The sequence below is a fragment of the Photobacterium sp. J15 genome, assembly GCF_963870815.1.
Classification (GTDB): domain Bacteria; phylum Pseudomonadota; class Gammaproteobacteria; order Enterobacterales; family Vibrionaceae; genus Photobacterium; species Photobacterium marinum.
This window is the reverse complement of sequence record NZ_CAWMUI010000001.1, coordinates 572,558-592,576: the sequence shown is the minus strand read 5'-3', so window position 1 is coordinate 592,576 and position 20,019 is coordinate 572,558. Positions and strand designations below refer to the sequence as shown.

At 50.5% G+C, this 20,019-nt stretch carries 19 protein-coding genes; 4 read left to right on the top strand and 15 right to left on the bottom strand.

Annotated elements, in window-relative coordinates; translation table 11 throughout:
- Window positions 1-19 precede the first annotated feature (19 nt).
- Window positions 20-1,345, bottom strand: a complete 1,326-nt coding sequence (rlmD, locus tag AACQ93_RS02915) for a 23S rRNA (uracil(1939)-C(5))-methyltransferase RlmD (protein WP_007466384.1) — start codon at window positions 1,343-1,345, stop codon at window positions 20-22.
- 156 nt (window positions 1,346-1,501) lie between these two features.
- On the opposite strand from rlmD, the gene barA reads away from it, so the two are divergent.
- Window positions 1,502-4,264 carry a two-component sensor histidine kinase BarA gene (barA, locus tag AACQ93_RS02910; RefSeq protein ID WP_064602059.1) on the top strand — a complete coding sequence of 921 codons (2,763 nt, stop codon included), beginning with the start codon at window positions 1,502-1,504 and terminating at the stop codon, window positions 4,262-4,264.
- Between the two features lie 79 nt (window positions 4,265-4,343).
- On the opposite strand, the gene acpS is transcribed toward barA, so the two are convergent.
- The 11 genes from acpS to rpoE form a co-directional block, all read right to left on the bottom strand.
- Window positions 4,344-4,724: a holo-ACP synthase gene (gene acpS, locus AACQ93_RS02905; RefSeq protein ID WP_064602056.1), complete on the bottom strand. Its 381-nt coding sequence runs from the start codon at window positions 4,722-4,724 to the stop codon at window positions 4,344-4,346.
- Complete coding sequence (gene pdxJ, locus AACQ93_RS02900; protein WP_007466381.1) at window positions 4,724-5,455, bottom strand: pyridoxine 5'-phosphate synthase; 732 nt, start codon at window positions 5,453-5,455, stop codon at window positions 4,724-4,726. The genes acpS and pdxJ overlap by 1 nt, the downstream gene beginning before the upstream one ends.
- The gene (gene recO, locus AACQ93_RS02895) at window positions 5,452-6,162 is read right to left on the bottom strand and encodes a DNA repair protein RecO (RefSeq protein WP_064602053.1); all 711 of its coding nucleotides are present in this window, start codon (window positions 6,160-6,162) and stop codon (window positions 5,452-5,454) included. The genes pdxJ and recO overlap by 4 nt, the downstream gene beginning before the upstream one ends.
- Window positions 6,163-6,170: 8 nt before the next feature.
- Window positions 6,171-7,076, bottom strand: a complete 906-nt coding sequence (era, locus tag AACQ93_RS02890; RefSeq protein WP_064602050.1) for a GTPase Era — start codon at window positions 7,074-7,076, stop codon at window positions 6,171-6,173.
- The gene (gene rnc / locus AACQ93_RS02885) at window positions 7,073-7,747 is read right to left on the bottom strand and encodes a ribonuclease III (protein WP_007466378.1); all 675 of its coding nucleotides are present in this window, start codon (window positions 7,745-7,747) and stop codon (window positions 7,073-7,075) included. The genes era and rnc overlap by 4 nt, the downstream gene beginning before the upstream one ends.
- A gap of 10 nt (window positions 7,748-7,757) precedes the next feature.
- Complete coding sequence (gene lepB, locus AACQ93_RS02880) at window positions 7,758-8,657, bottom strand: signal peptidase I (protein WP_064602047.1); 900 nt, start codon at window positions 8,655-8,657, stop codon at window positions 7,758-7,760.
- Between the two features lie 135 nt (window positions 8,658-8,792).
- Window positions 8,793-10,589, bottom strand: coding sequence for a translation elongation factor 4 (gene lepA, locus AACQ93_RS02875; RefSeq protein WP_064602042.1), 1,797 nt, complete (start codon window positions 10,587-10,589; stop codon window positions 8,793-8,795).
- 78 nt (window positions 10,590-10,667) lie between these two features.
- Complete coding sequence (locus tag AACQ93_RS02870; protein ID WP_064602040.1) at window positions 10,668-11,165, bottom strand: SoxR reducing system RseC family protein; 498 nt, start codon at window positions 11,163-11,165, stop codon at window positions 10,668-10,670.
- A complete protein-coding gene (gene rseB, locus AACQ93_RS02865) occupies window positions 11,162-12,151 on the bottom strand; it encodes a sigma-E factor regulatory protein RseB (protein WP_064602036.1) in 990 nt (329 codons plus the stop codon). The genes AACQ93_RS02870 and rseB overlap by 4 nt, the downstream gene beginning before the upstream one ends.
- Window positions 12,152-12,163: 12 nt before the next feature.
- Window positions 12,164-12,823: an RseA family anti-sigma factor gene (locus tag AACQ93_RS02860; protein WP_064602033.1), complete on the bottom strand. Its 660-nt coding sequence runs from the start codon at window positions 12,821-12,823 to the stop codon at window positions 12,164-12,166.
- Window positions 12,824-12,848: 25 nt separating this feature from the next.
- The gene (rpoE, locus tag AACQ93_RS02855; RefSeq protein ID WP_064602030.1) at window positions 12,849-13,427 is read right to left on the bottom strand and encodes an RNA polymerase sigma factor RpoE; all 579 of its coding nucleotides are present in this window, start codon (window positions 13,425-13,427) and stop codon (window positions 12,849-12,851) included.
- A 363-nt stretch (window positions 13,428-13,790) separates the two neighbouring features.
- Between rpoE and nadB the strand changes: the two genes are divergently transcribed.
- The gene (gene nadB / locus AACQ93_RS02850) at window positions 13,791-15,416 is read left to right on the top strand and encodes an L-aspartate oxidase (protein ID WP_064602028.1); all 1,626 of its coding nucleotides are present in this window, start codon (window positions 13,791-13,793) and stop codon (window positions 15,414-15,416) included.
- Between the two features lie 154 nt (window positions 15,417-15,570).
- Here nadB and AACQ93_RS02845 read toward each other — a convergent pair whose 3' ends face one another.
- The 3 genes from AACQ93_RS02845 to AACQ93_RS02835 form a co-directional block, all read right to left on the bottom strand.
- Window positions 15,571-17,400, bottom strand: a complete 1,830-nt coding sequence (locus tag AACQ93_RS02845; protein WP_064602014.1) for a methyl-accepting chemotaxis protein — start codon at window positions 17,398-17,400, stop codon at window positions 15,571-15,573.
- Between the two features lie 218 nt (window positions 17,401-17,618).
- A complete protein-coding gene (locus AACQ93_RS02840; RefSeq protein WP_064602012.1) occupies window positions 17,619-18,053 on the bottom strand; it encodes a protein YgfX in 435 nt (144 codons plus the stop codon).
- The gene (locus tag AACQ93_RS02835) at window positions 18,025-18,285 is read right to left on the bottom strand and encodes an FAD assembly factor SdhE (protein WP_007466368.1); all 261 of its coding nucleotides are present in this window, start codon (window positions 18,283-18,285) and stop codon (window positions 18,025-18,027) included. Before AACQ93_RS02835 ends, AACQ93_RS02840 begins: the two co-directional genes overlap by 29 nt.
- Before the next feature lie 282 nt (window positions 18,286-18,567).
- Between AACQ93_RS02835 and ygfZ the strand changes: the two genes are divergently transcribed.
- A complete protein-coding gene (ygfZ, locus tag AACQ93_RS02830; protein WP_064602010.1) occupies window positions 18,568-19,548 on the top strand; it encodes a tRNA-modifying protein YgfZ in 981 nt (326 codons plus the stop codon).
- 3 nt (window positions 19,549-19,551) lie between these two features.
- The gene (locus tag AACQ93_RS02825; protein WP_036800054.1) at window positions 19,552-20,013 is read left to right on the top strand and encodes an aminoacyl-tRNA deacylase; all 462 of its coding nucleotides are present in this window, start codon (window positions 19,552-19,554) and stop codon (window positions 20,011-20,013) included.
- Window positions 20,014-20,019 lie beyond the last annotated feature (6 nt).

The window sequence follows — 20,019 nt, the reverse complement described above, 5'->3', positions numbered from 1 at the left end:
ACTAATCCCCGGGCGCTGTTTAAATTCTGGTAAACAACGCCATAGATTCTAGATGCCCGGTATGCGGGAACATATCCAGCATACCCAACCGCTCCAACTGATATCCCTGCTTCAGCAGCACCTGGCTGTCCCGAGCCAGCGTTGCCGGGTTGCACGACACATAGACAACCCTTTCCGGGTTCAGGTTAATAACATGCTGCATTACACCGGCAGCACCGGCGCGGGCAGGGTCAAGCAAAATCTTATTAAATGGCTCTTTGGCCCATGCCATCTCTGTGACATCCTGCTCCAGGTTTGCCTGATAAAATGAAGCATTTCCCTGGTTATTAATCAATGCATTATCACTGGCACGATGCACCATTTCATCAACACCTTCAACACCGACCAGCGATTTTGCCCGTTTTGCCAGCGGCAGGCTGAAATTCCCCAGGCCACAGAACAGATCCAGAACACGATCTTCCGGCTCAACGGTCAGCCAGTCCATTGCCTGTTGTACCATTTGCCTGTTCACATCCCGGTTGACCTGGATAAAGTCTTTCGGGGAGAAATACAACTTCATCCCGTCCAGTTCATAATACGGAGCCTGACCAGAAATTCTATCAATTGAATCAGATGTTGGCGCTAAATACAGAATAACATCGTGCTGCTCAGCAAACTGACGAAGCAAGGTCATATCTTTGTCAGAGAACGGTTGCAGATGGCGGATCAGTACCACCCGGCCATTATCGGCTTCCACCAGCTCGACATGACCCAGGTGCTTCTGGCCTTTCAGTTGTCCTAGCAGGCTGCGCAGCGACGGCAGCAATTCATTAAGCGATTCAGCTAGCACCGGACAGTGCTCAACATCGACAATTTCTTTGCTCTGCTTACGGCGGAAACCAAACTGTAGTTTGCCGCCTCCCGGTTTAACCGCAAAGCGGGTGCAACGGCGGTAGTGACGCTCGCTGCCGGTAATCGGCGCTTCAAGAGCAAACTCTTGCTGCTTATCCGTTGCAGCGAACTTACTCATCAACTCTTTCAGTGCCTGTTGCTTTGCTTCTACCTGGCCCTGGTGCGATAAATGCTGCAGGTTACAACCGCCGCACTGGTCATAGATTGGACAATGAGGTTTAATACGCGCTTCGCTGTCGCTCAGACGCTTAATAACTTTGGCACGAGCAAACTGTTTCTTGTCTTCCGTAAACTGCACCAGGGCTTTTTCGCCAGGCAGCAAACCGTCGACGAAAACCGGTTTCTTGTTGAGATGACCAATACCCGCGCCGAGATGATCCAGGCGGCTGATCTCGATTTCTTTATGCTTGGTATCGGTTACTTTTCGTTTTTGGGGCTTAAAAAAGCGTGCCATAGTGTTTTGACTCACGGAACAGGTAGACCAAACTGAGTGACCTTGTCAGCAGTTTGGTATTAGTTGATTGTCGAACAGCCTTAGTTTCATTAAGCTAACGGCCACAAATGGATGACAATTCTCCCACAGAATCGCACTCTTGTAATTAAGATAACCATGACCAAATATGGACTCCGTGCCAGGGTCTTCACCCTGACATTAGCACCGACGCTGATTATTGGCCTGCTGTTGAGCGCATTTTTCACAATGAGCCGATACCGAGATCTTGAACATCAGCTTATATCAACCGGTGCCAGCATCATCGAACCTCTTGCGATTTCAACCGAATACGGTATGACAGATCACAACCGTGAGGCCGTTCGCAGGTTAATCAGCTATGCTCACCGCAAGCATTCGCAAATCGTACGGAGTATTGCCGTCTTTGATGCCAAGAACGAACTGTTCGTTACCTCGAATTTCCACCGGAATTTCGAAGCTCTGATGTATCCGGATGATCAGCAGGTCCCTTTATTACTGGAAACCCAGCTCAATGAAAACTCACTGATCCTGCGCGCGCCAATTCTGAAAGAAGGCCAGTTCAACAGTGCGTCTTATCCCGGCTACCGGGCTGAAACACTAGGTTATATCGCCCTTGAGCTGGATCTGAGTGCCCTGCGCCTGCAGCAATACCAGGAAGTCTTCACGGCTCTGATGGTGCTTCTGCTAGGCCTGACACTGTCATCCCTATTTGCCTACCGCCTGATGAAAGACGTCACCCGCCCAATCTCCCACATGGTCAGTGTGGTAGACCGGATCCGTCGCGGACACCTTGATGTCCGGATTGAAGGGCAGCTGCTGGGTGAGCTGGATACGCTGAAAAACGGTATCAACGCCATGGCTGTTTCGCTGTCCGAATACCATATCGAAATGCAGCAGAGTATCGACCAGGCGACCTCAGATCTGCGTGAAACCCTTGAGCAGTTGGAAATCCAGAACGTTGAACTCGACATAGCCAAGAAACGCGCCCAGGAAGCAGCTCGGGTGAAATCCGAGTTCCTGGCGAACATGTCGCACGAATTGCGTACCCCGCTGAATGGCGTTATAGGCTTTACCCGCCAGATGCTGAAAACCCGCCTCAGCTCAAGCCAGCAGGATTACCTGCAAACGATCGAGAAATCCGCCAATAACCTGTTAACCATCATCAATGACATCCTCGATTTCTCGAAACTGGAAGCCGGTAAACTATTGCTGGAAAACATTCCGTTCGACTTCACCGAATCGCTGGATGAAGTGATGAAACTGCTGGCACCAAGTGCCCATGAAAAAGGCCTGGAACTGACGCTGAAAATTGATGACCGCATTCCGGCCGGACTCATTGGCGACCCACTCCGCATCCAACAGGTGCTGACCAACCTGATCGGCAACGCAGTGAAGTTTACCGAGCGCGGTAACATTGATGTATCCGTCGAGCTGAAGACCGACAAAGATGCCAACATCGATCTGCAGTTTATGGTTCGTGATACAGGTATCGGTATTTCTGAACGCCAACAGGCCCAACTGTTCCAGGCATTCAGCCAGGCTGATGCCAGCATTTCTCGCCGCTATGGCGGTACCGGTCTGGGGCTGGTGATCACCCAGAAACTGGTGACCCAGATGGGTGGCGAAATCAGCCTGACCAGTCGTCTGCACCAGGGTTCGACCTTCTGGTTTACCCTGCGCCTGACCAAAACCGATCTGCCTGTATCTCAGCCAATTGATACCTCATCACTGACCGACAAGAAACTGCTGTTGATTGAACCAAATATGCAGGCCGCATCCGTGATCCAGCAACGCCTGATCAGAGCCGGTCTTCATGTCACTTACCGTTCAACAATGCCAGACGATGCCGAGCACCACCACTTTGCCCTGCTCAATCTGGCACCGGGCGAACAGCCACCTATTGCCACTCTGCTCGATATGGTCTTCAAGGCCGAGCAGTTGGCTGACAAGGTAATGGTCAGCCTGCCGACTACCGAACTGGCCCTATCCGAGCGTTTAGTTAACGCTGGCGTAACCGCCTGCCTGCCAAAACCTCTGGCTCACCGCAAACTGCTTGAGTCCCTGATCAGTGAACCGGATATGCTGGTTGAACCAGAGCCACAACTACCGGAACCGGTTAGTACGATCCAGCCACTGACCGTTATGGCGGTAGACGACAACCCGGCCAACCTGAAACTGATTTCCGCACTGCTTAGCGAGCGGGTAGAAACAGTGATCACGGCTACCGGCGGACGCAGAGCTGTTGAGTATGCCAGCCAGAAAGCATTTGACCTGATCTTTATGGATATCCAGATGCCGGAAATGGACGGGGTGACGGCCAGTCAGGAGATCCACAAAACTGAGTTGAACCAACACACTCCAGTGATTGCGGTAACAGCCCATGCGATGGTAGGCGAGCGAGAACGACTGCTAGATGCAGGTATGGATGACTATCTGACCAAACCGATTGAAGAACACATTCTGCAACAGATTCTGGCCAAATGGACGCACCCGAATGACGCAGAAGCGGCTCAGCAGGCGGTAAATGAAACTGTAACAGACTCCGCTGTGCCAATGGTTGATAATAACGTCAGCTGGGACTGGGATCTGGCTTTGAAACAAGCGGCCGGAAAAGAAGAACTGGCCAGAGATATGCTGCAAATGCTGCTTGATTTCATGCCCGAAGTAGAGATGCTGGTCAACGAGGCGCTGGACGGCAAAGACATAGAGCTGTGGCCGCCTATTCACAAACTGCACGGCAGCTGTGCCTACAGTGGTGTTCCGCGCCTGAAAAACTTGTGTAACACCATTGAAACCGAGCTCAAGGCGAATGCCAGCGTCGAAGATATCGAGCCGGAGCTATTTGAATTGATCGACGAGATGAACAATGTGGTGAAGGCATCTAAGGCATACCGGCCTTAATGTCCCCGCCTCTAAAAAAGGTCTCCGAAAATAAAAAGGCGAGCATAAAAGCTCGCCTTTTTCATTCAGGGTTCAATCACTAACTTTCTAAAATAACGGTCGCAACCGCGTATTTCTTCTCATCAGCAATTGTCAGATGAACATGCTGAATACCCATGCTTTCTGCCAATTCAGCCGCCTTACCGGATAACGTCAAAATGGGCTTACCCAGCTCATTGTTACTAACGGTAAAATCCTGAAAACTGACACCACAGGCAATACCAGTACCGATAGCCTTAGATGCAGCTTCTTTTACGGCAAAACGCTTGGCCAGGTAACGACCTTTCTGTTTCAAGCCGTTGAAGATATCCAGCTCGGATGGTGACAGCACCCGCTCAGCAAAGGCTTCACCAGAACGAGCATAGACTTTCTCTACCCGTTCAATATCGGCAATATCTGTACCCAGCCCGACAATCGCCATTAACGACGGGCTTCCAGCATAATTGCTTTCATGTCAGCAACAGCTTGCTGCAAGCCGTCAAATGCCGCACGACCGATAATCGAGTGGCCGATGTTCAGCTCATACACTTCCGGCAGTGCCGCAATCGGCTTCACGTTGTGATAAGTCAGGCCATGACCGGCATTCACTTTGATACCCTGATCATTGGCGTAACTTGCTGCTGCCGCAATTTTTTTCAGCTCATCCTGCTGAGCTTCTTCAGTTTCGGCATCAGCATAATGGCCGGTGTGCAGTTCGATATACGGTGCACCACAAGCAACCGCTGCATCAATCTGCTCACGGTCAGCATCGATAAACAGAGATACTTTAATACCCGCAGCACTCAGTTTTTCTGTCGCTGCTTTCACTTTTTCCAGCTGACCAGCCACATCCAAGCCACCTTCTGTTGTCAGCTCTTCACGCTTTTCCGGTACCAGGCACACGAAATCCGGCTTGGTTTCCAGGGCAATCTTGACCATCTCATCAGTCACAGCCATTTCCAGGTTCATTCGGGTCTGGATGGTTTCGCGCAAAATACGGACATCACGGTCTTTGATATGACGGCGGTCTTCACGCAGGTGAACGGTAATACCGTCAGCGCCTGCACGCTCTGCCACCTCTGCCGCATGAACCGGATCAGGGTAACGAGTACCTCGGGCGTTACGCAATGTTGCAATATGATCGATATTCACGCCGAGTAAGATGTTGTTCATTTTCCGGTACTCCTTCCTCTAGGGATAAACAATTCCCTGCTTTTTAATGGTTTGCCGCCAAGATACGGCTTCAAGGCTATGCGTGTAAAGCGTTTTGCGGCACGAAGTTGTTCCGGAGTTTCAAAACGCCGGGCAGCAATAGCTTTCAGTTCATTGCCGGTAAACGACAACTGACCGACGACCATGGATGCAATGAAACCTTTTTGATCGCGGTAGTTGTAGGTCATACAGTCTTCGACCGGTAAGCCACTGCCTGCACAATGAAGAAAATCAATACCATAGCCAAGGTGCTGTAACAGTGCCAGCTCAAAACGACGCAATGCCGGTTCCGGGTTCTCAGCCTGCGCCAGCTCACGCAATACATTGAGGTAGTCCAGAAACAGCATTGGATAGGGAGTGTCATTCTCCAATACCCGCGCCAGCAGTTCGTTGACATACATCGCGGAATACAAAATATAGCTGCGCATCGGCAGGCTGATACTGATAGGTTCGGCATGGGTCAGCACAGGCATTGATCCTCGGCCTGACCATTTCATAAAAAGCGGGGTGAAGGGCTGGAGCGCCCCTTTGAGGTTGGAGCGCTTACGGCGCGCTCCTTTCGATAAAAGCGTAATACGGCCTGAGTCCTCACTGAAAACATCAAGGATCAGGCTCGTCTCGCTATAGGGGCGAGAATGAAGGACAAAACAGCGTTGAAGCCCCTCCATGGTGCCCCTTACAGGTCGTCGATATAACCCAGGCTACGCAGTGCACGTTCGTCATCAGCCCAGCCAGATTTCACCTTAACCCACAGCTCAAGGTAAACCTTGCGCTCGAACAGCTCTTCCATATCAAGACGGGCTTCACGGCCGATGGTCTTGATCTTGTCACCACCCTTACCGATCACCATCTTCTTCTGGCCTTTACGTTCAACCAGGATCAAGCCGTTGATATCAAAGCCATCGGTATCCGGGTTGTAGTCAAAGCGCTCAATTTCAACAGTAATTGAGTAAGGCAGTTCATCACCGGTGAAGCGCATCAGCTTCTCACGGATGATTTCTGAGGCCATAAAGCGCTGAGAACGGTCCGTCACATACTCTTCAGGGAAGTAGTATTCACCTTCAGGCAAGTGGTCGCGAACAATCTTTTCAACCGTATCAATGTTGGTGCCGTGCTTCGCAGAAACCGGAACCACATCGACAAATTCCATCTTGCTTGATAGCTCTTGCAAGTGCGGGAACAGCTCGTGCTTATCCTTAACGTTGTCGACCTTGTTAACCAAAAGGACAGTCGGCAGCTGAGCTTTAGCCAGCTTGTTCAGTACCATCTCGTCGTCTTTGGTCCACATGGTGCCATCGACCAAAAAAAGTACCAGCTCGACATCGGTCAGCGAGCTGCTCGCAGCTCTGTTCATCAGGCGGTTAATGGTACGTTTTTCTTCAATGTGCAGCCCCGGGGTATCCACATAAACAGCCTGGTAACCGTCACGGGTATCTACACCCATGATGCGGTGACGGGTTGTCTGTGGCTTACGGGAAGTAATAGACAGCTTCTGTCCAACCAAACGGTTCAGGAGCGTCGATTTACCTACATTCGGTCGACCTACGATGGCAATAAAGCCGCAATGTGTCTTATCTGTCATGATTCCAACTGCTTAAGCGCAACTTCTGCTGCTGCCTGCTCTGCCTTGCGCCGACTGCCGCCTTTACCGATAACAGGCTTATCCAGGCCTGCCACTTCACACTGCACGGTAAACTCCTGATTGTGAGCTTCACCCTGCACTTTAGTTACAGTATATGCCGGAAGCGGCAAGCGACGTCCCTGCAGGCACTCCTGCAGACGTGTCTTCGGATCTTTCTGGTTAATACCAGGCTTGATCGTTTCCAGGCGAGTCTGATACCAGCCCAGTACGATCTTACGTACTGTCTCGATATCGCTATCAAGGTAAATCGCACCAATGATCGCTTCAACACAGTCAGCCAGGATCGAGTCACGACGGAAACCGCCGCTCTTCAGCTCGCCCGGACCAAGCAGCAGGTGATCACCCAGGTCGAATTCACGGCCCAGCTCAGCCAGAGTCTTACCGCGAACCAGTGTTGCACGCATACGGCTCATGTCACCTTCGTCTACCGCCGGGAAGCGATGGTAGAGATCATCGGCGATCACGAAGCTCAGAATAGAGTCACCCAGAAATTCCAGACGCTCGTTATGCGTACCATTGGCACTACGGTGAGTCAGTGCCAATGTCATTAAATCAATATTGTTAAATTGGTAGCCCAGCTTACGCTGAAGCCTGTTTGCAGGAGATGTCATTTTATCCCGATCAGTTTATGCCACCGATGCGACTGAAACGCACACCGGTAGGAATCCAAGATGGAAGAACGCTATCAGCACCCCGTTCAAACTCAAAGCTGATCCAGATCCCGACCGCCTTACCAACCAAGTTGGCTTCAGGCACAAAGCCCCAGTAACGGCTGTCTGCACTGTTATCCCGGTTATCACCCATAACGAAATACTGGCCTTCAGGAACTACCCACTCACTCACGCCCGGACGCGGCTGATAAGCCAGAGTACGGTCACGCTTAAGCGGATGAACAAGGATTTGGTGCTCCTGCTCGCCCAGTTTTTCAGTAAACTGCACCAGGCGTGTCATGCCCTGGCTGAAATCACTGTCGGTCATCTCCGTCAGTGGTACCGGTGTACAATCAGCAGAGCCTTTCTGTGCAATACAGATTTGCTTGTGGGCCGTGTAACGAACAGTGTCGCCCGGCATACCCACAACACGCTTGATGTAGTCAATCTGCGGCTGAGGCGGGAACTTAAAGACCACGATATCACCACGCTCCGGCTCACCAGTTTCAACCAGCTTGTGGCGGAAAACAGGATCACGCAGACCGTAAGCGTATTTCTCAACCAGGATGAAGTCTCCCACGAGTAACGTCGGCATCATAGAGCCGGATGGGATCTGGAACGGCTCATAAATAAATGAGCGAAATACCATTATTAACGCAATCACCGGAAACATTGAACTGGCTGATTCCACCCAGCTCGGTTGCGGTGCTACGGCTTGTAGGGTTTTGGCATCGACTTGATCGCCGGCATTTGCAGCCGCTGCTTCAATTTTCAATTGACGTTTCGGCGCCCAGAGAAACTTATCCAGAGCCCAAATGATCCCGGTGACCAGCGTTGCCAGTACCAGAATTAGCGAAAAAGTATTTGCCATTTTAATCCCTAATAAATGTAACAGTGCAGCAAGTTACCTTGCTGCACTGCTCATTATCAATTGCTTCAGCCTGCCGGAACCGACTCCGGCAACAGATATACATACTGAGGCAACGACAATGAGTTAAGTAGTTACTTACTTGTCTTTGCCGACATGCAGAATAGCCAGGAACGCTTCCTGAGGCAGCTCGACGTTACCGATCTGCTTCATACGTTTCTTACCTTCTTTCTGCTTCTGCAGCAGTTTCTTCTTACGGCTTACGTCACCACCGTAACATTTTGCGATTACGTTTTTACGCAGCTGCTTCACCGTAGAACGCGCAATGATGTGGTTACCGATTGCCGCCTGAATAGCGATATCGAACATCTGGCGAGGAATGAATTCCTTCATTTTCTCTACCAGCTCACGGCCGCGGTACTGAGCATTATCTTTGTGAGTGATAATAGCCAGCGCATCAACACGGTCACCGTTAAGCAGAATGTCGACACGTACCATGTCAGACTCTTCATAACGCTGGAAGTTATAATCCAGAGACGCGTAGCCACGGGATGTTGACTTCAGACGGTCGAAGAAATCCAGAACCACTTCCGACATCGGAATGTCGTAAGTCAGCGCAACCTGGTTACCGTGGTAGACCATGTCAACCTGAACACCGCGCTTTTCGATACACAGGGTAATAACGTTACCCAGGTATTCACTCGGCACCAGGATATTACAGCGTGCGATTGGCTCACCAATCACATCAATATCATTTACCGCTGGCAGCTTGGCCGGGCTGTCGACATAAATCTGTTCACCGCTGGTCTTTTTCACCTCGTACACTACTGTCGGTGCCGTGGTGATCAGATCAAGGTTGTATTCACGCTCCAGACGCTCCTGAATGATTTCCATGTGCAACATGCCAAGGAAACCACAGCGGAAACCAAAGCCCAGCGCGGCTGAGTTTTCTGGCTCGTAGAACAGTGATGCATCGTTAAGGCTAAGTTTGCCCAGTGCGTCACGGAAGTTCTCATAATCGTCAGACGATACAGGGAACAAACCCGCGTATACCTGAGGTTTCACTTTCTGGAAACCAGGAAGTGCTTCTTCACTGCCATTTTTAGCGTGAGTCAGGGTATCACCTACCGGTGCACCAAGGATGTCCTTGATACCACAAACAACCCAGCCTACTTCACCAGTACGCAGGATATCAGTGTCAACTTGCTTCGGCGTAAAGATACCAATGCGATCCACACCCCATACCTGGCCGGTGCTCATCACTTTGATCTTGTCGTTTTTCTTCAGCTCGCCGTTCTTGATACGAACCAGAGAAACAACACCAAGGTAGTTGTCGAACCAAGAATCGATGATCAGTGCCTGCAACGGCGCTTCCGGATCACCTTCCGGTGCCGGGATTGCGGTTACGATGTTTTCCAGAACATCTTCAACACCCAAACCGGTTTTCGCTGAACAACGCGTAGCTTCCAACGCGTCGATACCAACGATTTCTTCAATTTCTTCAGATACACGCTCAGGATCGGCCGCCGGCAGGTCGATTTTGTTCAAAATCGGCACCACTTCCAGATCCATTTCAATAGCTGTGTAACAGTTTGCCAGTGTCTGCGCTTCTACGCCCTGGCCTGCATCGACAACCAGCAGGGCACCTTCACAGGCAGCCAACGAGCGGGATACTTCGTATGAGAAGTCAACGTGTCCCGGGGTGTCGATAAAGTTAAGTTGATAAGTTTCACCATCTTTCGCCTTGTAATCGAGCGTCACGCTCTGGGCTTTGATGGTGATACCGCGTTCGCGTTCAAGATCCATGGAATCCAGAACCTGCGCTTCCATTTCACGATCGGAAAGGCCGCCGCAAACTTGGATCAGACGGTCAGATAAGGTCGACTTACCATGGTCGATATGTGCAATAATCGAAAAGTTACGAATGTGCTTCATGAATTGGCGTGACTAACTCGTGATTAAAAAAGAATAAGATCTACAGATCAAGTTGGCAGATTCTACCGAATTTCACCGCTAGTCGCTATCTTTCGATGCGGCATTTATCACCCTATCTTCATGAACAGGGTTGCCCAGTACCCGAATCAGGTCCGGTTTGTAAGCTGACAGCCCTTCAACACGTTTAGCCAGACGACGGGCCAGCAACATACCTACAGCGGTACTGACAGCGGCAACCAGGATAACTCCCAATTCCCCGCTACCAGCCAAATCGACAAAAAACCACTGACCAAATGCAGCTCCAAGTATCAAGAATAGCAGAGGCAGCATATATACCAGCAAAGCGGAATGCAGCATGCTCTTTTCAGGCAACCCGATTTCCACCAACTGGCCTTCAGAGACTTTTTCCCGAGTAGGAATTTTGACTAAATGACTGCGGCCCGGTACGGCTTTACTGACAATACCGGTTCCGCAACTGTCACGGGATGCACAGTGGCCGCAGCTTGTTTGCTGCTGACAGCTGACCGTAATAGCGCCCGGTTCCACTGCCACCACTGTTGCAAGTGAACGCATCATGGTGTGTTTTCTCCTGCCGGACTGACTGCGCCGGCGGTAAACGCAACAGATTCAGCAACCCGTCGCGCTGTAGCCGGTGGAATATCTCCGACCACTGTAACTTCTTTACCTTTCAACAGATGGCTGTGCAATGTTCTGCGCCCCTGACGAACCAGCTGTTCACGAACAGTGAAGCTGTCCGCGGCCGAGACATAGATTGAAAAACTGAATAGACCATCTGTAAACATTTTACTCTCAACCGGGCGTTCAGTCAGTATCAGTCGATGGCGGTTGTGAGAAACAGACTCGAAGCCCTGAGGCAACCAGTTAACCTTCCACCCCAGCTCCGCCTGAGGTTGCGGAGGTAGCTGAACCACTGCCGGCAGCTCAATGCCTTCAAGACTTTGCAGCACTTCAGCGACCTTAGGGTTAACAACATAAGACACCGCACGGTATTGCTCCAACGGTTCACCGTCACGGTCAAGCAAATCAGCACGCATCACCAACTTGCTGCGGGTATCAATCCAGAGCAGATAGGAATAACGCGCACCGTCTTTCGGAGCAATCCGCACCACATCACAGGCAACCCCGACTTCACGGGCACGTCCCATCGGGATAAAATCATAATACCCGGCCAGCGCATCAATGTCCGACCGCATAATCGGTGGCAAAGGTGCCACCATCTTATTGCTATTAATAGTAAAAGGGTCAAGCCCAGGCTCGAAGTAACTGACCTCATCACCCCGCTGAATCACCTCACGCGGCGGTCCGCTGAGATAAATCAGGTGAGCATAGACTTCGCCATCCTGAACGGCATGACGATAACGTAGGGGTTCAATACTGTTTTTCTTTATGAGGATGTAGGACAGCTCATAGCTGAGCTCCCGGCTAGCCTTGTCCATTTGATGCAACAAAGCCTCGGCCGAAGAAACCGCTTCTTCAGCAGAGGCTTGCAATGGCACCATCAGGCTGACCAGTGTCATCACACCGACCAGAATTTTTCTCATTTATCCGCCAGATCAGTTTGTTTCAAGCAATGATTTATCAATACTGCCATCATCAGCATTCAATCTCAGTTGCAATTCATAATCCTGAAGCATCGCGTTAATACGTCGGCGCTGCTCCATCACCTGAGCCTCACTTGGTGCATTATGGTTATTGGTACGAACAGAATCCCGGGTCAGACTAACAGGCTCGGCAGTGCCGGAAAAAGGAATGGTCTGAAGAACCGGAAGCTGAGAATCAGCCGGTGAATCCACCACGCTGTCATCACCACCGTTATATTGTTGCACACCAACAATCACCGCCAATGACACGCAGGCGGCCATCGCTACCTGACCGAACTGGGTCAGCCAGATTGGCATTGTGCGTTTGGCCTGTTGCGGTGTCGGCTGTGATTCAACCGTTTCACGTACCGTTTGTAACTGAACGACAGGCGCAGGTTCTGCTTCTGTCTCCATCATGCCTGTATGCGCAGGTTCATTTTCCAGCGCCATGGCAACACTTGCTGCAATATCCCAATCTTTATGCTGCGGGGCTTCACCTCGCATTACATCACCGATCAGATTGAAGTTCTGCCATGATTGCTGACTGTCATCATCAACAGCCAATGCATTGATAATGCTCTGATCCAGCTCTTCGCCATCTAATAATGCCGAGATTTTTTCTTTATCAGCCATTTTTGTTCACCGTTTGGCTAAACACTTAACGCTGCATAAGAGGACGGATTCGTTTTTCAACCGCCTCCCGAGCACGGAAAATTCGTGATCTTACTGTACCCACCGGGCATTCCATGACGTCTGCAATTTCCTCGTAGCTCAAACCATCCAGCTCTCGCAAAGTAATTGCCGTCTTAAGATCATCCGGTAATGCTTCGATAGTACTGAAGACAACCCGCTTCAATTCATCTGACAACATTTGGTTCTCAGGGTTCGATATTTCTTTCAAGGCATTGCCACTTTCGTAGTATTCAGCCTCTTCAGCATCAACATCCTTAGCTGGCGGACGCCGCCCCTGAGCTACCAGATAGTTTTTTGCCGTATTAACGGCAATTCGGTACAGCCATGTATAAAACGCACTCTCCCCACGAAATGTAGGCAAAGCACGATATGCTTTAATAAACGCTTCCTGAGCGACATCCGGCACATCACCGGAATTACCGACATAACGCGCCACCAGGTTACATACCTTATTCTGGTACTTCACCACCAGCAGGTTAAATGCCTGTTTGTCACCTCGCTGTACCCGTTCTATTAATACCTGATCAGTTTGCTGCTCGCTCATTCGAGCGTGTACTCCTATGTCTGTCTTGCACTCGTGATTTCGCCTCAGCCATATCGGCCTCACCAGGCCCGAACACTCTGGTGTCTCTGTTATGTAAAGCTTAACCAAAACAGAGAGGTACGAAATTTATGAGCATGAGCACTATCTAAGACTCGGGCAGAGATGCAAAGTTCCCGTCCATTAAAGAAATAATTTCTCATTAATAGTGCGCGCTTTTTTTCCCGCAATATCGCAGTATATCATCCCGATTCATTGGACATTATACCGTGTCATGCCGGTAAGTTGTTAATCAACAGTCAAAAATGAACAATTGAGACGTAATTTGATAACATAGTTCGATTACCACAGGGATATGAAATCGATATGAACGAGAATCGTGAACATACATGCGATGTATTAGTCGTCGGTAGTGGCGCTGCCGGTTTGTCTCTAGCCTTGCACCTTGCACCATTGGGAAAAGTGATGGTACTTAGCAAAGGGCCACGCAGCGAAGGGGCTACCTACTATGCCCAGGGCGGTATCGCAGCCGTATTTGATGAGTCGGACAGTGTTGACTCCCATGTCCAGGATACTCTGATCGCGGGAGCCCACTTATGCGATGAAGATGTCGTGCGCTTTATTGCTGAAAATGCCAAGCATTGTGTCCAATGGCTGATTGACGGCGGCGTACCATTTGACCGCGAAGAAGGCGACCAGGACGACAGTGACAAACCTCGCTACCATCTAACCCGCGAAGGCGGCCACAGCCATCGCCGCATTCTTCATGCTGCCGATGCAACCGGCATGGCCGTTCAGACATCGCTCCAGGATAATGTTCACAACCATCCGAATATTGAAGTACTTGAGCGCCATAACGCGCTGGATTTGATCACCAACCAGAAACTAGGTCAGACCGACCAGCCAAACCGTGTTTTAGGTGCCTACATCTGGAACCGTGACGAAGAACACGTCGAAACCGTCCGCGCTAAATTCGTGGTACTGGCTACCGGCGGCGCTTCTAAAGTTTACCAGTACACTTCGAACCCGGACGTATCATCCGGCGACGGTATCGCCATGGCCTGGCGTGCCGGCTGTCGAGTCGCGAACCTGGAGTTCAACCAGTTCCACCCGACCTGCCTGTTCCATCCTGAGGCTCGCAACTTCCTGCTGACTGAAGCCCTGCGGGGTGAAGGCGCTTACCTGCGTCGTCCTGACGGCAGCCGTTTTATGCCGGACTTTGATGAACGTGCCGAGCTGGCTCCGCGTGATGTCGTTGCCCGTGCAATCGACTTTGAAATGAAGCGTCTGGGTGCCGACTGCATGTATCTGGATATCAGCCACAAACCGGCTGATTTCGTTCAAAAGCATTTCCCGACGATTTATGAAAAGCTGCTGGGTTATGGTATCGACATCACCAAAGAGCCGATCCCGATTGTACCGGCCGCTCACTATACCTGTGGCGGCGTGCTGGTTGATCAACAGGGACGTACCGATCTGAATGGCTTGTATGCCATCGGCGAAGTCAGCTATACCGGCCTGCACGGCGCGAACCGTATGGCTTCTAACTCGCTGCTGGAATGTGTGGTTTATGCCTGGTCGGCAGCCGAAGACATCTTAGGGAAGCTGAATCAGGTCGATATCCCAGCCAGCCTGCCGGCATGGGATGAAAGCCAGGTAACCTGCTCTGACGAAGAAGTCGTGATCCAGCACAACTGGCATGAGCTGCGCCTGTTTATGTGGGACTATGTGGGCATAGTACGCACCACCAAACGTCTTGAGCGTGCGATGCGCCGGATCCGACTACTCAAAGATGAAATCAACGAGTACTACAGCAACTTTAGGGTATCAAACAACCTGCTTGAGCTTCGTAACCTACTGGAAGTTGCCGAACTGATGGTTCGTTGTGCCATGGAGCGTAAAGAGAGCCGCGGCCTCCATTACACCCTGGATTACCCAGAGCAACAGGAAGGTTCCCTGCCAACAATTCTGACGCCGGATCAGCCATGCTGATTTAAAGCATCTGCATTTCAGCTCTAATACAAACAGAGAAGACAAAAAAGCGAGAGGTTTACACCTCTCGCTTTTTACTATGGTTACTTTTATCAGGTTCAGGCATCAACGCTACGCGATACTTACACTGTTACCTTATACCCGGAGCTCTGGCTCATACCCGGTACTCGGCGATCGCCTGATCCAACGAGCTTGCCTGATTGGCAACAGCATTGGCTGCCTGGGCATTTTCGTGTGCAACGGTTGAGTTCAGGTTGGTAATATCACGAATAGAAGTGACATTCTGACCAATCTCTTCAGACACCAGGCTCTGCTGCTCAACCGCAGCCGCAATCTGAGTACTGGTGTCCATGATAGTCTGCATATCTGCCATGATCTGGTTGATTTTCTCTTCCGCACTGTCAGCCTGAGAAACACTCATCTCACCCTGCTCTCGGCAACGACTGATATGAACAACAACCTGATCTGTCTGCTCCTGCAGTGAAGCGATAATAGTTGTAATTTCTTCCGTTGACTGGCGGGTACGCATCGCCAAAGAACGCACTTCATCAGCAACCACGGCAAAGCCTCGTCCCTGCTCACCGGCGCGTGCAGCTTCAATCGCTGCGTTCAGAGCCAACAGGTTGGTCTGCTCAGCAATATCCTTAATCACATCCAGTACAGAACCAATATTACCGGACAGGGTCGACAGGCTCGCCACCTCTTCGCTGGTTTCCGACAGTTCATCAGACAAAGAACGGATACGCTCTTTCGTTGCCGTCACTTCACCCAGTCCTTCCTGCGCACCGTTGTGGCTACGGTCAGCATTAGCGGCGGCATTTTCGGTATTAGATGCGATCTCACGGATAGTCACACCCATCTCGGTGATTGCGGTTGCGACAGAATCTGTTTCTGCCTGCTGTTTGCCCATGGCTTCTTCTGACTCATGACTGCGTCGCTGCAATTGCTCAGAAGCCGCGCCAAGCTCAGTCACCGCTTCCTGGACATTGCCAACCAGACCGCGCAGGCTTGAAAGCAAGCCATTAAAATTACGAGCCATATCAGCCAGTTCATCATTACCCTGCTCATCTGCCCGCTGAGTCAGGTCATTATTGCGAGCAATCGTCGCCATCAGGCGGCTCAAGCCTTCAACACGGCGCTGGATTGACTGGCTAATCAGCCATGACAAGGCAATCAGCATGGTCATAACCACGACAATAGCAAACACGATCGCCTTGACTGTCGTACTACGCTCAGCTTCAACTTTTGCTTCAAGCTGTTCAACCACTTCAGAGAACACTTTTTCCACTGAGTGCGACTGACTACGGATATCACCGCGAAGTCCCTGTTTATGGTTCAGGCCTACTGTCTGGTACTGGCGGATAATCTGTTCGGCAATGCTGCTGAAATTGGTATAAATCAAGCCAAAGTCCTGTTGCAACGTCGGTCCATAATATTCAGCTGTATTACGGAACCCTTTCAGGAAGTCTTCGTTACCGGTCACCATAAACAGCTTGGCCGCCTGGATCAGGCTTGATGCAGCCAAGATATCCAAACGCTGTTCACTGGCAGATTCCGCCAACGCTTCAGCTCGGGTAATGAATTCACGCTTCAGCCCCTGCTCTGGCGTCAGGCCTAAAGTCTGATAGCCTTGAATTAACGCCATCATTCCTTTGTGGTAGTTGTGCATTGCACCCGGCAGGGCATCCAGGCTTGGAATCGCAATCGACAACGAATCCAGCTCTGATTTCAGCGTACTTAACTGTGACTGGAAACTATCGTAGTTTTTCTGGAATTTCCCCTGATACTTCAAATCCATCCGCATCAAGAAATCTTTCTCATTACGACGCAAGTTAAGTAAAGTCACTTCCAAATGACTGACTGCGGCAGAAGCATTTTCAATTCTGATGGCCCGCTCATTAGCAAACCAGCTCATACCGAGAACAACCAACAGGGCTGACACCGCCAAGGCGGTCAGTCCCATAAGTTTATGTTTAATTTTCATTACTACTATTATCCTGCCCAACAACAACCCAAAGCGAGGGTCAAAAAGCTGTACCACAGTGGTACCGTGTATCGCTGATCTCTTATATCGACCTTCAAGACTATTGCTTTAAGTCCGACCAGCGAGGTTTAACTAAAGGGCGCGCGATAATATCAGAATAATGTATTGAGAATACATATATTTGAGTCACTTTTGACTCGCGATAAAATTTTATATTTTTATTCTTTCGACGGAAGAAAAGTCACAGAATTGAAACATAACAGTGATAAAGCCCGATACGTTGCCTCATCACAACTGTCTCTACCTATCAGTAGCCAACGACTGTCAGCCAGGTTGGATATTCGCAATAAAAGGAAAAAACGATTCCGGATTTTAACCTGCTTAATATGCCACTTTTGCATCTGCCAGCGAATTTCACCGCCACGACTAATCACCAACCGGCCCTGCTGAGCATAACAATAAGTCAGCAAAGCCAAACTCTCATGCAGCAACAGGTCGAAGCAGAACAGTACAATGACAAAAGGAATGTCGGCACGAAACCAAAGAAAGAGGAGTAACAGTGCCGCACCGGAATAAAGAACCACCAGCGCGGCAACAGAAAATCGGGAAGGTATCAGCTCAGAATCAACGAAGCTTGCTGTTGTTGTGGGCAACGATCTTATCCACCATCGCGGCAATAGCCGGATCTTCACTGCGACCATGCTGCATTACCCAGGTAAACAGGTCCGGATCATCACAGCCCAGCATAGCGATAAAATCCTGCTGCTCCTGCTCAGACAGCTCATCAAAGCACTCTTCAAAGAACGGCATGATGATGACATCCAATTCCAGCATACCGCGGCGGCATGCCCACTTTACTCGTGCTTTTTCGTCGGCACTCAACATATACAACCTCAACGTTCAACATGGTCGTTTATCCAATTTGTCCAATACTAGCAGTCAGATATCTGACCGACCATGCGCAAGAACAAGCAAAGCGCTAAGATGAGACCTAAGATCAAAAATAACCAGTCTCACTTATCAGGTATTTGGGCTGACAAATGCCAGCCAGCGTTTTAACATAGCAAGCACAATAACTTTAACCCTAATCCGTAGCTTGCCGCGCCCCGTTTTTCAGTTCCTGATTCAGGATACTCCGGCAAGTTACCAGCAAATCATGGAATCCCTATGAGCACCTGGTCAAACGCCCTGAACTTCAAAAAAATTACCCTGAACGCGCAAGATGACCTGCCGGCGCTGGCACTGGTTGATCTTGCTGACTGGGCTCTGGTGACCCTGGTCGGTGAAGACAAAAAATCCTACCTGCACGGACAGGTAACCTGTGATGTGGTCAGCCTGAGCGCAGATGCATCCACCTTGGGTAGCCATTGTGACGCCAAAGGTAAAATGCGCACTGTTTTCCGTCTGTTCCACCACAATGACGGCTATGGCCTACTGCAACGTCAGAGCGTAATGGCAACTCAACTACCTGAACTGAAAAAGTACGCCGTTTTCTCCAAAGTAGATATTGAACAAGGTAATGACATCCTGCTTGGCCTGACTGGTGATCAAGCAAATGATGTTATCAACCGTGAACTAGGCGGTGAAGGTCATGTCCGTCCGTTCGATGGTGGCACAGCGGTAAAAATTGACGAACAGCGTTGGCTAATCGCCGTTAACCCGACACAGGCGGAAGTCCTGGCCAGCCGTCTGGCAGAAGGCGCAGAACTCTCCGACAACACACTGTGGGATCTGTACGATATCCGTAACGCAATCCCACGTGTTGATGCAGCCACCGAGCTGGAATTCATTCCTCAGGCTCTGAATCTACAGGCAGTAGACGGCATCAGCTTTACCAAAGGTTGTTATACCGGCCAGGAAACCGTTGCCCGTGCCAAATACCGCGGTATCAACAAGCGAGCTATGTACATTGTCAGCGGGATGGCCACAGCATGCCCTCAGGCGGGTGATGCCCTTGAGCGCAGTGTCGGTGAAAACTGGCGTAAAGGCGGCACAGTCATTGCGGGTTATCAGTTTGCAGATGGTCAGGCAACAGCTCTGGTCTGCCTGCCGAATGATCTGGAAGATAACACTCAGTTCCGCCTGGCTGACCAGGAAGCCCTGTGGCAAAAGCAACCTCTGCCTTACTCTCTTGAAGACAATGCTTAAGCCATGCAAACATCGGTAATTATTCATCTGGAAAAAGAAGGCGTCGACTTCCGGCTCCTTCCCCACACAAAACCGGCCAAAACGATAGAAGAAGCGGCGCAGGAACGTGGTGTCGATCCGCAGCAAATGGTGAAATCTATCCTGTTGCGTGACATGGGCGGCTTCCATGTTCTAGCTTGTGTTCCGGGCCCGTCTCAGGTTGATCCGAAAAAAGTCCGGGCCATGTTCGGCTGTCGCCGGATGACCTGTGCTGATGCCCGTGACGTGGAGAAAGTTACCGGGCTGGTGATTGGAACTGTCGCTCCGATTGGTCTGAAACACCCGCTGCCGGTCATTTTCGATCACAGCATTACCCGGCATACCCGGGTCAATATCAGCAGTGGTGATCGTATGGCCGGTATCGAACTGGATACCGACGATCTGCTATTGCTTTGTGATCCGATGTTCGCTGATATTTGCCGCTAGGACGAA

Coding starts and splice junctions, on each gene's coding strand:
- pdxJ (WP_007466381.1), bottom strand. CDS start 5,455: ATGAACAACATCTTACTCGGCGTGAATATCGATCATATTGCAACATTG.
- acpS (WP_064602056.1), bottom strand. CDS start 4,724: ATGGCGATTGTCGGGCTGGGTACAGATATTGCCGATATTGAACGGGTA.
- rseB (WP_064602036.1), bottom strand. CDS start 12,151: ATGAGAAAAATTCTGGTCGGTGTGATGACACTGGTCAGCCTGATGGTG.
- lepB (WP_064602047.1), bottom strand. CDS start 8,657: ATGGCAAATACTTTTTCGCTAATTCTGGTACTGGCAACGCTGGTCACC.
- AACQ93_RS02860 (WP_064602033.1), bottom strand. CDS start 12,823: ATGGCTGATAAAGAAAAAATCTCGGCATTATTAGATGGCGAAGAGCTG.
- barA (WP_064602059.1), top strand. CDS start 1,502: ATGACCAAATATGGACTCCGTGCCAGGGTCTTCACCCTGACATTAGCA.
- lepA (WP_064602042.1), bottom strand. CDS start 10,589: ATGAAGCACATTCGTAACTTTTCGATTATTGCACATATCGACCATGGT.
- era (WP_064602050.1), bottom strand. CDS start 7,076: ATGACAGATAAGACACATTGCGGCTTTATTGCCATCGTAGGTCGACCG.
- rpoE (WP_064602030.1), bottom strand. CDS start 13,427: ATGAGCGAGCAGCAAACTGATCAGGTATTAATAGAACGGGTACAGCGA.
- AACQ93_RS02835 (WP_007466368.1), bottom strand. CDS start 18,285: ATGTTGAGTGCCGACGAAAAAGCACGAGTAAAGTGGGCATGCCGCCGC.
- AACQ93_RS02845 (WP_064602014.1), bottom strand. CDS start 17,400: ATGAAAATTAAACATAAACTTATGGGACTGACCGCCTTGGCGGTGTCA.
- recO (WP_064602053.1), bottom strand. CDS start 6,162: ATGGAGGGGCTTCAACGCTGTTTTGTCCTTCATTCTCGCCCCTATAGC.
- AACQ93_RS02825 (WP_036800054.1), top strand. CDS start 19,552: ATGCAAACATCGGTAATTATTCATCTGGAAAAAGAAGGCGTCGACTTC.
- nadB (WP_064602028.1), top strand. CDS start 13,791: ATGAACGAGAATCGTGAACATACATGCGATGTATTAGTCGTCGGTAGT.
- ygfZ (WP_064602010.1), top strand. CDS start 18,568: ATGAGCACCTGGTCAAACGCCCTGAACTTCAAAAAAATTACCCTGAAC.
- rlmD (WP_007466384.1), bottom strand. CDS start 1,345: ATGGCACGCTTTTTTAAGCCCCAAAAACGAAAAGTAACCGATACCAAG.
- AACQ93_RS02870 (WP_064602040.1), bottom strand. CDS start 11,165: ATGATGCGTTCACTTGCAACAGTGGTGGCAGTGGAACCGGGCGCTATT.
- rnc (WP_007466378.1), bottom strand. CDS start 7,747: ATGACATCTCCTGCAAACAGGCTTCAGCGTAAGCTGGGCTACCAATTT.